Source organism: Falsiroseomonas bella (genome assembly GCF_003173615.1).
GTDB classification, from domain to species: domain Bacteria; phylum Pseudomonadota; class Alphaproteobacteria; order Acetobacterales; family Acetobacteraceae; genus Falsiroseomonas; species Falsiroseomonas bella.
Genome location: NZ_QGNA01000007.1, coordinates 14,683 through 28,297 on the forward strand (window position 1 = coordinate 14,683; position 13,615 = coordinate 28,297).

Genomic DNA, 13,615 nt, shown 5'->3' on the forward strand with positions numbered 1-13,615 from the left:
CTACGGCACCCGCCTCTTCGTCACCTGCACCGCGAGAGGCGCCGCAGCGAGGTCCACTGTCGAGGCGCTGACGTTCCTCGCCGTCACGCGCGCGCTGTTGTTCGACCAGACATGGCAGTCCAGCACGAAGGCGATGCTGCTGGTGTCGAGCGAGGCATCGGCGAAGTCGCCCGCCGCGCGCCGGGGACGGTGACGTCGGCGTTGGCCGTCGCGCCGGGGCCGAGGCTCGGCAGGTCCCAACTGGTCTCCAGAGCCAGCGTCCGCGTCCCGGCCGGCAAGGAGGGGCAGCCGTAGAGGATCGCCGGCGCGTCCTCCGGCAGGCGGTAGAGCCGCAGCGCCTCTACGGCGCCTCCGCCACGGCTGCCGCGGCGAGGATATCGTTGGCTTCCCATCTCTCGCCCTGCCTTCGGCCGTTAGCAGAAGCATGGCGGGGCAGTGGGAGCCATCCACCGCGCGGAATCCCCGGGCTTAGGCTTGGGGGGAAGGTTGGCGATTCGGCGTCCCGAGGCGATCGCCCGAGCAATGCGCTTGCTGAAAGTGTCGGACGGGCGCGCCGCGAAAATGATGGAAAAACAAGACTCTGAACCTTGTAGACCAAAGCTGCCAAGTCCCAAGGTTCGGAGAGAATCGGGCAAAGAGAGACGCCCGGAGGCCGTCGTTACCATCTCGAAGTATCAACCCTCCCGCGCCGAACACTGGCCAAACTGCGCCTCAGCGCGGCGGCCCGGTGAGGAGAGGCAGGTTGTGAGGAGACCGACTGGAGCAGCGGTGGGAACCGTGGAATGAAAATCTCTGGCTGGCGGCGACTGCGGAACTGGAGCGGACGGTCCGGATGATCGCCGCCCGCCGCCGCGCTGCCGCTCGCCCGCGCCGTACGGCGATGCGGAGGCGAGGGCGCGACAGGAGGTGATCCGTCGCGTAGCGCCGCAGCGCGAGGCGGATCACCTTCCCCTTACCGCTGAGGCAACGGCCGGAGACCGACAAGCGCGACGTGGTGGATACCCTGGTCGAAGGAGACGCGGTAAGCCGCAGGCCAGGCCAGCGCGCCCACCGCACCCTGCGGTGCCCGGACCGGCAGGATCGCCTCCGTTCGCGCCTGGAGGAAGGCGCGGGTGATCATGGGCTCGACGAATGTCAGCTCGCCGTCATAGGAGCCGAGGAGCAGCGTCCTCTCGAAGGGCTGTCCGGCAAGTTCTGGCGCATCGGCGGCCACCCAATGCGCGCCCATGCGCGGCACGCCGCTGGGCACGCGTGCGAAACCCGGGGGCACGAGGCCCGCGGCCGGCTCGCGCGCCAGCTTCGCCTCGTAGTCGGGATCCTCGGGCGTGATGCGGTCGCGAGCGGCGACGCTGATCCGGTAGAAGTGCAGGTCGAAGTGCGGCTTGTCATAGACGCCGGCCGGTTCGTGCCCGTGCGGGATCCAGTCCAGCCCCACATGGTCGTAGCCGAGCGTCCCGGCCTCGGCGGGCAGTGCCAGGTTGAGTTCCGTGGCCGCGTCCGGAAGCTCGTCCAGGGCCGTCTGCGTCACGCCGATGCCGAGCGAGATCGGCCTGCCGGCGGCGTCCAGGCCGACCCAGCTGAAGGCCTCGCCACGGCCCAACGCCTGGCGCGGCCCTTCCACGGTCCGCGCGGGCGCGACCGCCGTCTCGGCCTGGGTCGCAACGGAGACGAGCGTCGGGGCCGCTCGGCTTACCGATGGGGCGGGGCCGGCATGGGCGGGGTGCGCCTGCGATGGCTGCAGGATCGCCGGCAGGGCCATGAGGGTGCTCGCAGCCAAGCATGTCCGGATGGTGTTCACTGTCTGCCTCCTCCTTGAAGCTGGGGCCGTGCGTGGTCCCCTGGTTGATTTCACACGGGGACGCCGGCGAGTTCGACGTCCCGTACATCCCGCGTGCCGAGCAGGTCGCGCACCGTGGTGACGATCTGACCGGGCTGCGGCACGAAGGCCTGCTCGAGCGGGAAGCTTGCGGGCGCCGGCGCATCGGGGCCGGTCAGGCGCAGCACGGGCGCCCGAAGGTCCCGGAAGGCCTTCTCCGCGACGATGGCGGCGACTTCCGCGCCGATGCCGCACATTCGGCTGGCCTCGTGGACTACGACGACGCGACCGGTCCGGCGAGCCGATGCGAGCACCGTCTCTTCGTCGAGCGGCTTCAGCGTGCGCAGGTCCAGGACCTCGGCGCTGATGCCGCGATCGGCCAGCTGTTCCGCGGCCGCCAGGCAGGTGTGGACGGTCTTCGCGTAGGAGATCAGCGTGACATCGCGGCCGTTGCGACGGATTGCGGCCTGGCCGAGCGGCACGACCTCGTCGGTCACGTCACCCTCGGTGAAGCCGAGAGCGAGGTCGGTGAAGAACAAGACCGGATTGTCGTCGCGGATCGCCGCCTTGAGCAGACCCTTGAAGTCCGCCGGCGTGGACGGCATCGCCACCTTCAGGCCTGGGCTGTGCGCGAACCAGGCCTCGATGTTGTGGTTGTGCTGAGCGCCGACGCCCCAGCCCGCGCCGGTGGCGGCCAGGACCACCATCGGGAAGGCGAACTGCCCGCCCGAGAGATAGCGCAGCTTGCCGGCGCTGTTCACGATCTCGTCCATCGCGTAGCACAGGAACGGCGCGAACAGCAGGTCGATGACCGGGCGCAGGCCGGTGGCCGCAGCGCCGGCGGCGGTGCCGGCGATGATGCCTTCCGCAAGCGGCGTGTTGCGGACGCGCGCAGCGCCGAATTCCTCCAGCAGATCCCTGCGCTTCGTCGCGACGCCCTCGCCGAACATGAGGACGCGGCTGTCGCGGCGCATCTCCTCGATAAGCGCGCTGGTCAGCGCGTCGTTCGCCGTCATCCGTGGCATGTCTGCTGCTCCTCAGGCGTAGACGTCGGTGGTGAGGGCATCGAGCGACGGATACGGGTTGGCCTCGGCGAAGCCGACCGCCTCCTCGATGCGCCGGCGCACGCGTTGCTCCATGCGCTGCTGCCCGGCGGCGTCCAGTACGCCTTCCCCGTCCAGCTTCCGCTTCAGCAGCAGGATCGGGTCGCGCGCGCGCCAATGCGCCAGCTCCTGCGGGTCCACGTAGGACTGGTCGTCGGGCTCGTAGTGGCCGCGCAGGCGATAGGTCACCGTCTCCAGCAGGTAGGGCCGGCCGGTCTTGCGGATGTGGGCGATGGCCGCGCTTGCGGCGTCGTGCACAGCCTCCACGTCATTCCCGTCCACCGCGTTGCTCTCGACGCCGTGGGCCGGCGCATGCGCAGTGATGCTCTCGACCAGCATCGTCTCGCGCCGGTGCACAAAGGCCTGCCAGTGGTTGTTCTCGCAGACATAGAGGACCGGCAGTTCCCACACCGCGGCGAGGTTCAGGGACTCGTGGAAGCGTCCCTCGCAGGCCGCGCCGTCGCCGAAGAAGCAGGCGACGATGCCCGGCTGGCCGAGCATCTTGCGCGACAGCGCCACGCCGGTCGCCAGCCCAAGCTCGCCGCCCACGATCGTGGAAGTGAGCACGACGCCGAGCTCGCGCGCGGAGATGTGAAGCGAGCCGCTCTTGCCGGCGCAGTAGCCATCCTGTCGTCCCAGGATCTCGGCCATGGTGCGGCGCGGATCGGCGCCGCGGGCCAGCAGGTGCCCGATGCTGCGATGATTGGTGAGGATCTGGTCGTTCTCGGTGAGCGCCATGACGACGCCGACGGCGGAGGCCTCCTGCCCGACCGCCGTGCAGGTGCCGCCCGCCTTGCCGGCGCCCTGCAGCGCGACGGCTGCTTCCTCATGGGCCCTGATGAGCAACATCTGCTCCAGGGCCTCGATGCGCTGCTTAGGTGTCACGGCGCCGCTCCCAATGCTTCGGTGGGGCGGGTGATAGGCCGGGGCGCGCGGGAAGGCTTGCTAAGTGTTCCTGAGCGAAATGCTAAATTGATCCTAAGCGCGGGACCGACGGCGCCGCCCGGGCGCCGGCCGCGGCTTCCTGTCGTGTCCACCAGCCGCTAGAGTCACGCCCCAAGAGCGAAGCCGCAACAGCGGAACGGTTGAGATGAACTCCGTGGCTTCATGTCATTCGCCACCCTCCCGCGGAACTCCGGCCGGCATCGCCCCTGCGCCGCGAGGCCTGCCGTGCTGACGGCAGGTCCTCTCGACGCCGACCTCGCCACCTTCTGCGAGAGCGGCCTCAGCATCGTGGTCGCCTGCAGCGGGCAGGATGGCTGGCCCATGGTCGGTCTCGCCCTGGCCTGCGCGGCCGACGTCGCCGCGCAGCGGTTGCGCCTGGTGATGTCGCGGGACGCCAACCAGGCGTTGCTGGCGGCCGCGGCTCGCAGCGGCGCGATCGCGGCGACCTTCTCCCAGCCCGGCAGCCATCGCTCCATCCAGTTCAAGGGCGGCCTGGCCTGCGCGGAGGTCGCGCAGCCCGAGGACATCCGCCGCGCCGCGGAGCAGACCGACGCCTTCTGCCGCATCCTCGTGCGCGCGGGCTATTCGGAGACCCTGGCATCCGCCTACTGCGCCCACGATCCGGCGGGACTGGCGGTCTTGAGCTTCTCGCCCAGGGACGCCTTCCTGCAGACCCCGGGCCCCGGCGCCGGCGGCGCCCTGCCGCGATGAGCCAGCTCAACATCGACGCCATCCGCGACTGCCTCGAGGGGTTCGTGCCGGCGAAGATCGCGACCTGCGATGCCGACGGCGTCCCGAATGTCTCGATCCTCTCCCAGGTCCATTACGTGGACAGCGGGCACGTCGCGCTCTCCTACCAGTTCTTCAACAAGACGCGCCGCAACGTGCTGGCGACGCGGCGGGCGAGCGTGCTGGTCATCGACCCGGTGACGATGGCGCAGTACCGGCTTCGCCTCGCCTATCTGGGGACGCAGACGGAAGGGCCGCTGTTCGAGATCATGAAGGCGCGGCTCGCCGGCATCGCGACCTATGACGGCATGGAAGGCGTGTTCCGCCTGCTCGGCTCCGATCTCTATCGCGTGCTGTCCATCGAGCGGGTGCCCGGGCCCACGCTTCCCCCGCCGCCGCGGCGCAGCCTGCTTGCCGCGACGCGGCGTTGCTGCGCGCGGATCTCGGCCTGCACGGAGCTCGCGGAGCTGTTCGACGCCACGCTGGCGGAGCTGCGGAGCCTGTTCGGGATCGAGCACGCGATGGTGCTGATGGCCGATACCGCGGCGTCGCGCCTCTATACCGTGGCGTCGCAGGGCTACGCCGCGTCGGGCATCGGTTCGGAGGTCGCCTTCGGCGAGGGCGTGATCGGCGTCTGCGCACGCGAGGGCGTGCCGATCCGCATCACGCATGCGACCTCGGAATACGGCTATGGCAGGGCCATAGCCGACAGTGCCCGCCGGTCCGGGATGAGCTGGGCGAGCATGACGGAGATCCCCTTTCCGGGGCTGCAGCAGCCGCACAGCCAGCTTGCGCTGCCGATCCTCGGCGATAACCGGGTCGCGGGCGTGCTGTTCGTCGAGAGCACCCAGGCGATGAGCTTCTGGTACGACGACGAGGATGCGCTCGCCGTGATTGCCTCGCATCTTGGGATGATGATGCGGGCGATGCCGCATGAGGAGGCGGGCGCGCCCACCGCCGCGGTCGCGGCCGCCGCGCCAGAGCCGGCGCGCAGCCTTGTCGTCCGCCACTATCAGGCGGACGACAGCATCTTCCTGGATCACGACTACCTCATCAAGGGCGTCGCTGGCGCCATCTTCTGGAAGCTCGTGCGTGAGCATTCGCAGCAGGGACGAACCGAGTTCTCGAACCGGGAACTGCGCCTCGATCCCGAGATCCGGCTGCCGGAGCACGCCGAGAACCTCGAGGCGCGCCTCGTGCTGCTGCAGCGCCGGCTCGCCGAGCGCGCTGGCTGCATCAGGATAGAGAAGTGCGGTCGCGGCAGGTTCCGCCTGGACGTGTCGATGAGGCTAGTCCTGGAAGATGTCGCACCGGCCGGCGAGCCGGCAGACCGCGGCGCGGTCCAACAGGCCGCACGGCCGCGAGAGGGAAGACCGATGCAGTGAAAGGACCGGCGAGGGCATGCGGCTCCTTCTTGCCGGAGGGAATGCGCCCGGATTCGAACCGCCGCCGGCCGATCCCGCCGCGCGCCGCCTGAACCAAGGACGACCTCCGGGGTAAGGGAGCGCCAAGACGTCTAGTAGGGCACATCCAGCGCCAGGAGTTCCCGATCGCGTTCCCCAGCCGGCGGCGCTGGACCCCCGGCTTGCCGTCATGACATGTATGTTGCAGTGATGTGACAGCGGCGCAGAGGGCGGGTGCTAGAGTCGACGCCCGCGGCACAGGGAGGACAAGCGCATGGCGCAACCAAATCGCACAGGGCGGCGTGCGGTTCTCGCGGCTGCTTCCGCAGCTCTCTTGCCCGTGGCGCAACTCCGCGCCCAGACAGCGCTCGAACAGCGGGTCGTCATCATCACCAGCTTCTCGCGCGACGTCACCACCCCCTTTGTGCAGGCCTTCGAGCGGGCCCATCCGGGCACCAAGGTCGAGGTGCAAAACCGTAGCACCACGGCAGCCGTCGCCTTCATCCGCGAGACGCGCTCCAGCCCGCCCGACCTGATGTGGGCCAGCGCCCCCGACGCCTTCGAGGTGCTGAAGGCCGGCAACCTGCTGGCCAAGCCGCAGATCGACACATCCGGCATCCCGCCGCGGGTCGGCGGCGGACCGACGCACGACCCGGAGGGCCACTACTTCGGCTTCGCCGTGTCGGGCTACGGCATCATGTACAACACGCGCTACCTGCGGGCGAACAACCTGCCGGTGCCGCGCGAATGGGCGGATCTCAAGAAGCCCATATATCACGGCCATGTCGGCATCTCCTCGCCAAGCCGGTCCGGCACCACGCACCTGACGGTGGAGACGATCCTCCAGGGCGAGGGCTGGGAGGCCGGTTGGGCGCAGCTGCTCGAGATCGCGGGCAATTTCGCGCAGGTCTCCGACCGCAGCTTCGGCGTGCCGGACGCCGTCAACAGCGGCCAGTACGGCATCGGGATCGTCATCGACTTCTTCGGCTTCTCGGCCAAGGCGTCCGGCTTCCCGGTGGAGTTCGTCTATCCGTCGGTCACCACGCTGGTGCCGGCGAACATCGCCATGGTGCAGAACGCGCCGAACCCTAACGCCGCGCGCGCCTTCATCCAGTTCCTCCTCTCGCCCGCCGGGCAGGAGGTGCTGTTGGATCCGAAGGTCATGCGTCTGCCGGTGCGGCCCGAAACCTACGCCAAGGCGCCGCAAGGCTTCCCGAACCCCTTCACCGATGCCTCCCTCGGGGCACGGGTGCGCTTCGACAACGACCTCTCCGAGAAGCGGTACGAGCTGCTGAACAGCCTGTTCGATCGCCTCGTCACCTTCCGCCTGCGGGAGCTGACCGCGGCCTGGAAGGCGGTGCACGAGGCCGAGGCCGCGCTCGCCCGGCGCGACAATGCCGAAGGCCGGCGCCTCGTGGCGGAAGCGCGCGTGAAGCTCACCCGCGTGCCGATCACGGCCGAGCAGGCCATCGACCCGGCGACGGCCGGCGCCTTCCAGCCGACCCGCCCGAACCGGCCCGCCGGCCCGCGCCAGGCGCAGCTCGAGGAGGAGTGGGACCGCTTCGCCGTCGCGAACTACGCGGAGGCCCGGCAGCTGGCCGAACGCGCCCGCAGCGCGCGCTGACGGCGCGCGGTGTCCGCAACGACGCTGCCTTCCGCGGCGGCGCGCCCCTGGCGCGCCCGCTGGCGCATCGAGGCCTCGCCGGTCCAGGTGCTGGCGGCGCTGCTGGTTCTTGCCTTCCTGCTCGCCTTCCTGGTGGTTCCGGTCGGGCGCGTCTTCGTCGTCGCCTTCACCGGCGCCGAGGGCGGCTTCACCCTGGTGCATTTCGGCGACTTCTTCCGCACCAGCCTCTTCATCGAGAGCTTCTGGAACAGCCTCTACGTCGCGGCGATGAGCGTCGTCGTCGCATCGCTCATCGCCGTGCCGCTGGCGGTGATCCTGGCGCGGCACCGCTTTCCCGGCGCGGCGCTGATCACGACGCTCGGCGTGCTGCCGCTGGTCATGCCGCCCTTCGTCGGCGCGGTTGCCATGCAGCTGGTCTTCGGCCGCAACGGCACGGTGAACCTGCTGCTGATGGATTGGTTCGGCTTCCGCATTCCGCTGATGGAGGGACTGAACGGCGTCATCTTCGTCCAGGCGCTGCACTATTTCCCCTTCATCCTGATGAACCTGACCGCGTCGCTCTCCAACATCGACGTCGCGATGGAGGAGGCGGGGCAGAACCTGGGCGCCAAGGGCTTCACCCTGCTGCGCACCATCGTCCTGCCGCTGGCCCTGCCCGGCTACCTGGCGGGCGCCTCGCTGGTCTTCGTGAAGGTGTTCGACGACCTGGCGACGCCGCTGCTGCTGAACGTCACGAACATGCTGGCGCCGCAGGCCTATCTGCGCGTCACGTCGGTCGGTCTTGGCGACCCGATGGGCTATGTGATCAGCGTCATCCTCGTCGTCGTCTCGGTGATCGCCATGGCCGGCGCGGCGCTGATCCTGCGCGGGCGCGACTTCGCGACGCAGCAACGCGGCGGCGGCGGGCTCGCGCGCCGGCCGCTCTCGCCGCTCGGCAAGGCCTTGGCCTGGAGTTTCGTGATACCCGTGCTGCTGCTGGTGCTGGCGCCGCATGTGGGCATCCTGCTGCTGAGCCTCGCCACCGTCTGGTCCTTCAGCCCGCTGCCCGACGGCTTCACGCTGGCGCATTATGCGACCGTGCTGCGCGAGACGCCGCAGTTCCTGACGAACACGCTGCTCTATTGCGGCCTCGCCGGCGCGATCGACGTGGTGATCGGCGTCGTCATCGCCTGGCTGGTGCTGCGCACGAAGCTCCCCGGTCGCAAGCTGCTCGACCTGATGGCGATGTCGGCGCTGGCGGTGCCCGGCCTCGTGCTCGGCATCGGGATCCTTCGGACCTATTTCGACGTGAAGATGCCGGACGGCGCCTCGCTCGCGACCTCCTGGATCATGCTGACCATCGTCTATGCGGTGCGGCGCCTGCCCTACGCCCTGCGCGCAGCCACCGCGGCGCTGCAGCAGGTGCATCGCAGCCTCGAGGAGGCGGCGGAGAATCTCGGCGCCGGCAAGACGACGACGCTGACGCGCATCGTCGTGCCGCTCATGGCGGGCGGCCTCGCAGCCGCCTTCGTCACCAGCTTCGCAACCGCGGCGGTCGAGCTCTCGGCCACGCTGGTGCTCGCCACGCGCGACGTGGACGCGCCGCTCTCCTACGGCATCTATGTCTTCATGCAGAGCGCGGCCGGCCGTGGCCCGGGCGCGGCGCTCGGCGTCATCGCGGTGCTGACGGTCGCGGTCTGCACCTATGCCGCGCACCGCATCGCCGAGCGCGAAAGATCGCGCCGCATGCGCGAGGGAAGGGCCACGGCATGAGCGCCGGCGTCGAGATCGAGCGCGTCTCCTTCGGCTATGGCGCGACGCGCGTGCTAGAGGATGTCTCGCTCACCATCCGCAAGGGCGAGTTCTTCGCCTTCCTCGGCCCCTCGGGCAGCGGCAAGACCACGCTGCTGCGTCTGATCGCCGGCTTCGGCATGCCGGACTCCGGCCGCATCCTGATCGGCGGCCGCGACGCGACGCGGCAGGCGCCCTGGGCGCGGAATGTCGGCCTGGTGTTCCAGAGCTACGCGCTCTGGCCGCACATGACCGTCGCGCAGAACGTCGCCTTCGGCCTCGAGCGCCGCCGCGTTCCTCGCGCGGAGCGCGAGCAGCGCGTGAAGGCGGCGCTCGAGCTTGTCGGGCTGGCGCACCTGATGGACCGGCGCCCCGCGCAGCTATCCGGCGGGCAGCAGCAGCGCGTCGCGATCGCGCGCACCCTCGCGATCGAACCCGAGGTCCTGCTGCTGGACGAGCCGCTGTCCAACCTCGATGCCGGTCTGCGCGCGGGCGTGCGCGCCGAGCTCGTGGAGTTGCAGCGCCGCCTCGGCCTGACGACGATCCTGGTGACCCACGACCAGGAGGAGGCGAACGCCGCCGCGGACCGGATGGCCGTGCTGGACGAGGGCCGCGTCCTGCAGGTCGGCAGCCCCGCCGAGCTCTACGACCACCCGGCCAATCGCTTCGTCGCCGGCTTCCTCGGCACCGCCAACCTGATCGACGGCGAGGTGACCTCGGACGGGTTCCGGGCCGGCGGCATCGCCCTGCCGGTGCATGCCGGGGCCACGCCGGGTCGCGCCACCCTGGCGCTGCGGCCGCAGGCGCTCAGCCTGCTGCGCGACGGGGCCGGCTCCCTGCCTGCCCGGGTGGTGCGCGCCGAGTTCCTCGGCGGCCATGTCCGCTACACCCTCGAAGCCGGCCAGGGCATCCGACTGATCGCCGAGGAACCGCATCTGCGCGGGCTTCAGCCTCTGCCGCCGGGCGCTCCGGTCGGCGTGGCCGTGGACCCGGCGCAGACGACGCTGCTGCGCCACTGACCAACCACACGCAAGGGAAGGACCAGGCTCCATGCGACGCCGACACACATTCCTCGCCGCCGCGCTCCTCGCGGGCGCTGGCTTCGCAGCCGCGCCCGCCGCGGCGCAGGGCTCGCTGAACCTCTACTGCTCGGTGCAGGTCGAGTGGTGCCAGGCCATCGCCACCAACTTCCAGCGCGACACCGGCATCCGCGTGAACATGACGCAGCGCGGATCGGGCGAGACGCTGGCGGCCATCCGCGCGGAAGGGCAGAACCCGCGCGCCGATGTCTGGTTCGGCGGCACCGGCGATCCGCACCTCGCCGCGGCGGAGGAGAACCTGACCCAGGCCTACACCAGCCCGAACAACGCCCAGCTGCACCCCTGGGCGTTGGCGCAGTGGAACCAGTCCAACCAGCGCGCCATCGGCGTCTATGCCGGCGCGGTCGGCTTCGGCTTCAACACGGAGCTGCTCGCCCGCAAGAACATCGCCCCGCCGGCCTGCTGGTCCGACCTGCTGGATGCGCGCTTCCGCGGTGAGATCCAGGTGGCGAACCCGAACTCCTCCGGCACGGCCTATGTCGTCATCGCGACCCTGGTGCAGCTGATGGGCGAGGAGGAGGCCTTCGCCTACATGCGCCGCCTCCACCCGAACGTGAATTCCTACACCCGCTCCGGCACGGCGCCGATCAAGGCCGTGGCGCGCGGCGAGACGGGCGTCTCGCTCTCCTTCGTGCATGACGCCGTGACGGAGCGGAACGCCGGCTTCCCCGTCTCCTACACCACGCCCTGCGAGGGCACGGGCTACGAGATCGGCTCCATGTCCATCATCCGCGGTGCGCGCAACCTGACGCAGGCGCGGCGCTTCTACGACTGGGCGCTGACCGAGCCCGCGCAGCGCCTCGGCTTCGAGGCGGGCGGGCAGTTGCAGACGCCCTCCAACCGCGCAGCGCCGCTGCCGCCGAACGCGCCGGATCTCGGCCGCATCCGGCTGATCGAGTACGACTTCGCGAAGTATGGCCGGGCTGCCGAGCGGCGGCGCCTGATCGAGCGCTGGGACCGCGAGGTCGGCTCGCAGCCCCGCTGACGTCAACACGGGCCGGCGCGGCGCGCCGGCCCCCACCATCGCTTGCCAAGGCCACCCGCCATGCTGCTCCGTCGTCTTGCTCTGGCCGGCGTCTTCGCCGCCTCACTGTCCGTGCCCGCATTGGCGCAGGGCAGCCTCAACATGCTCTGCGCGCCCGCCGCTGACTGGTGCGAGGCGATCGCCGCCGGCTTCCAGCGGGAGACCGGCATCCGCGTGAACATGACGCGCAAGTCCTCCGGCGAGATTCTCGCCCAGCTGACCGCCGAGGCGCAGAACCCCCGCACCGATGTCTGGTTCGGCGGCAGCGCGGAGACGCACATCACCGCAGCCGAGCGCAACCTCCTGCAGACCTACACCTCGCCCAACATGGCGGGGCTGCACGACTGGGCGCAGCGCGCCCATCGTCTCTCCAACGGGCACTGCGTCGGCGTATCCTCCGGCGCGATCGGCATCGCCTACAACCGCGAGCTGATGGCGCGGAAGAACCTGCCCATCCCGCGCAGCTGGGAAGACCTGGCGAGCCCCGCCTATCGCGGCGAGGTGCAGCTGCCGAACCCGAACTCGTCGGGCACCGCCTACACGATCATCGCCGGCCTCATCCAGCTCTGGGACGAGGACCGCGCCTTCGACTACCTTCGGCGGCTGCATCCGAATGTGAACGCCTACACGCGCTCCGGCGCCGCGCCGATGCAGGCGGTGGCCCGCGGCGAGACGGCGCTGGCCGCAAGCTTCAACATGGAGACAGCCTCCATGCAGCAGGCGGGCTTCCCGATCGACATCGTCTATCCGGCCGAAGGCACCTCCTACGAGGTCGCCTGCATGTCCATCATCCGCGGCGCGCGCAACATCAGCCAGGCGCGGCGCTTCTACGACTGGTACCTGACGCCAGCCGCGATGGACATCGGCCCGAAGGTCAACCAGTGGCACGCGCCGGCGCATCGCGGCGCCGCGCCGGATCCGCGCATCCCGGACCTCTCGACCATCCGCCTTGTGGACTACGATTTCGCGAAGTTCGGCCAGGCCGCGATGCGCCGCCGCATCCTGGAGCGTTGGGACCGCGAGATCGGCTCGCTGCCGCGCTGACACCCCGGACGGAAGGAAGACCATGACGCCGCGCCGCCTCGCGCTCCTTGCCTCCCTCGCCCTGCTGCCGGCGCTGCCGGCGGCGGCACAGGGGCAGCTCAACCTCTACTGCTCGGCGACGATCGAGTGGTGCCAGCCGATCGCGCGCGGCTTCGAGCGCGAGACGGGGGTCCGCGTCAACCTGACGCAGCGCTCCACCGGCGAGATGCTGGCCGCGATCCGCGCCGAGGCGCGCAACCCGCGGGGCGACGTCTGGTGGGGCGGCACCGGCGACCCGCATGTCGCCGCCGGCGAGGAAGGGCTGACCGAGGCCTATGAAAGCCCGCGCATCGCGGAACTGCATGACTGGGCGCAGGCGCAGTGGCGCCAGACGCAGGGGCGAACCGTCGGCGTCTATGCCTCCGTCCTCGGCTTCGGCTTCAACACGGAGCTGATCGCGCGGCGCAACCTGCCGGCACCCCGCTGCTGGGCGGACCTGCTGAACCCGGCCTATCGCGGCGAGATCCAGGTGGCGAACCCGAACAGCTCGGGCACCGCGTACATCGTGATCGCGACGCTGGTGCAGATGATGGGCGAGGAGCCGGCGTTCGACTACCTGAAGCGCCTGCACGGCAGCATCAACGCCTATCCGCGCAGCGGCACCGCGCCGATCACCGCCGTCGCGCGCGGGGAGACGGCGATCTCGATCTCCTTCGTGCACAACGCGGCGGAGGAAGCCGCGGCCGGCTTCCCGGTGGGCCATGCCGTTCCCTGCGAGGGCACCGGCTACGAGATCGGCTCCATGTCCATCATCCGCGGGGCGCGCAACCTGCAGAACGCCCAGCGCTTCTACCACTGGGCGCTCTCGGCCGAGGCGCAGCTGACCGCCAGCCGGGAGGCGAAGAAGCTGCAGACCATGGCGAACCGCAACGTGCCGCTGACCGACGGCGCGCCGAACATGGCGACGGCGCGAATCATCGACTACGACAACGCCCGCTTCGGCGCGAGCGCGGAACGCCGCCGCTTGCTGGCGCGCTGGGACCGGGAGGTCGGAGCGCTGCCGCGCTGACACCCCGCC

Annotated in this window: 12 protein-coding genes; 8 read left to right on the forward strand and 4 right to left on the reverse strand. The window is 70.3% G+C overall.

Going from position 1 to position 13,615, the window contains the following annotated elements:
• The 4 genes from DFH01_RS24980 to DFH01_RS24995 all read right to left on the reverse strand — a co-directional run bounded on the left by DFH01_RS24980 (position 1) and on the right by DFH01_RS24995 (position 3,804).
• A complete protein-coding gene (locus DFH01_RS24980) occupies positions 1-240 on the reverse strand; it encodes a hypothetical protein (RefSeq protein ID WP_233256275.1) in 240 nt (79 codons plus the stop codon).
• 712 nt (positions 241-952) lie between these two features.
• Positions 953-1,777: a DUF5602 domain-containing protein gene (locus DFH01_RS24985; RefSeq protein ID WP_158287896.1), complete on the reverse strand. Its 825-nt coding sequence runs from the start codon at positions 1,775-1,777 to the stop codon at positions 953-955.
• 71 nt (positions 1,778-1,848) lie between these two features.
• A complete protein-coding gene (locus tag DFH01_RS24990) occupies positions 1,849-2,841 on the reverse strand; it encodes an alpha-ketoacid dehydrogenase subunit beta (protein ID WP_109873259.1) in 993 nt (330 codons plus the stop codon).
• 12 nt (positions 2,842-2,853) lie between these two features.
• On the reverse strand, positions 2,854-3,804 hold the full coding sequence (locus DFH01_RS24995) for a thiamine pyrophosphate-dependent dehydrogenase E1 component subunit alpha (protein WP_233256276.1): 951 nt from the start codon (positions 3,802-3,804) through the stop codon (positions 2,854-2,856).
• A 285-nt stretch (positions 3,805-4,089) separates the two neighbouring features.
• Between DFH01_RS24995 and DFH01_RS25000 the strand changes: the two genes are divergently transcribed.
• The 8 genes from DFH01_RS25000 (at position 4,090) to DFH01_RS25035 (ending at position 13,606) form a co-directional block, all read left to right on the forward strand.
• On the forward strand, positions 4,090-4,575 hold the full coding sequence (locus tag DFH01_RS25000) for a hypothetical protein (protein WP_109873260.1): 486 nt from the start codon (positions 4,090-4,092) through the stop codon (positions 4,573-4,575).
• Positions 4,572-5,978: a GAF domain-containing protein gene (locus DFH01_RS25005; protein ID WP_109873261.1), complete on the forward strand. Its 1,407-nt coding sequence runs from the start codon at positions 4,572-4,574 to the stop codon at positions 5,976-5,978. Before DFH01_RS25000 ends, DFH01_RS25005 begins: the two co-directional genes overlap by 4 nt.
• Before the next feature lie 358 nt (positions 5,979-6,336).
• Positions 6,337-7,620, forward strand: coding sequence for an ABC transporter substrate-binding protein (locus DFH01_RS25010; RefSeq protein WP_233256277.1), 1,284 nt, complete (start codon positions 6,337-6,339; stop codon positions 7,618-7,620).
• Between the two features lie 9 nt (positions 7,621-7,629).
• The gene (locus DFH01_RS25015; RefSeq protein ID WP_233256278.1) at positions 7,630-9,372 is read left to right on the forward strand and encodes an ABC transporter permease; all 1,743 of its coding nucleotides are present in this window, start codon (positions 7,630-7,632) and stop codon (positions 9,370-9,372) included.
• Positions 9,369-10,409, forward strand: coding sequence for an ABC transporter ATP-binding protein (locus DFH01_RS25020; RefSeq protein WP_109873263.1), 1,041 nt, complete (start codon positions 9,369-9,371; stop codon positions 10,407-10,409). Before DFH01_RS25015 ends, DFH01_RS25020 begins: the two co-directional genes overlap by 4 nt.
• 31 nt (positions 10,410-10,440) lie before the next feature.
• A complete protein-coding gene (locus DFH01_RS25025; protein ID WP_109873264.1) occupies positions 10,441-11,475 on the forward strand; it encodes an ABC transporter substrate-binding protein in 1,035 nt (344 codons plus the stop codon).
• 60 nt (positions 11,476-11,535) lie between these two features.
• A complete protein-coding gene (locus DFH01_RS25030) occupies positions 11,536-12,558 on the forward strand; it encodes an ABC transporter substrate-binding protein (RefSeq protein WP_109873265.1) in 1,023 nt (340 codons plus the stop codon).
• 22 nt (positions 12,559-12,580) lie between these two features.
• Positions 12,581-13,606: an ABC transporter substrate-binding protein gene (locus DFH01_RS25035; RefSeq protein WP_109873266.1), complete on the forward strand. Its 1,026-nt coding sequence runs from the start codon at positions 12,581-12,583 to the stop codon at positions 13,604-13,606.
• Positions 13,607-13,615 lie beyond the last annotated feature (9 nt).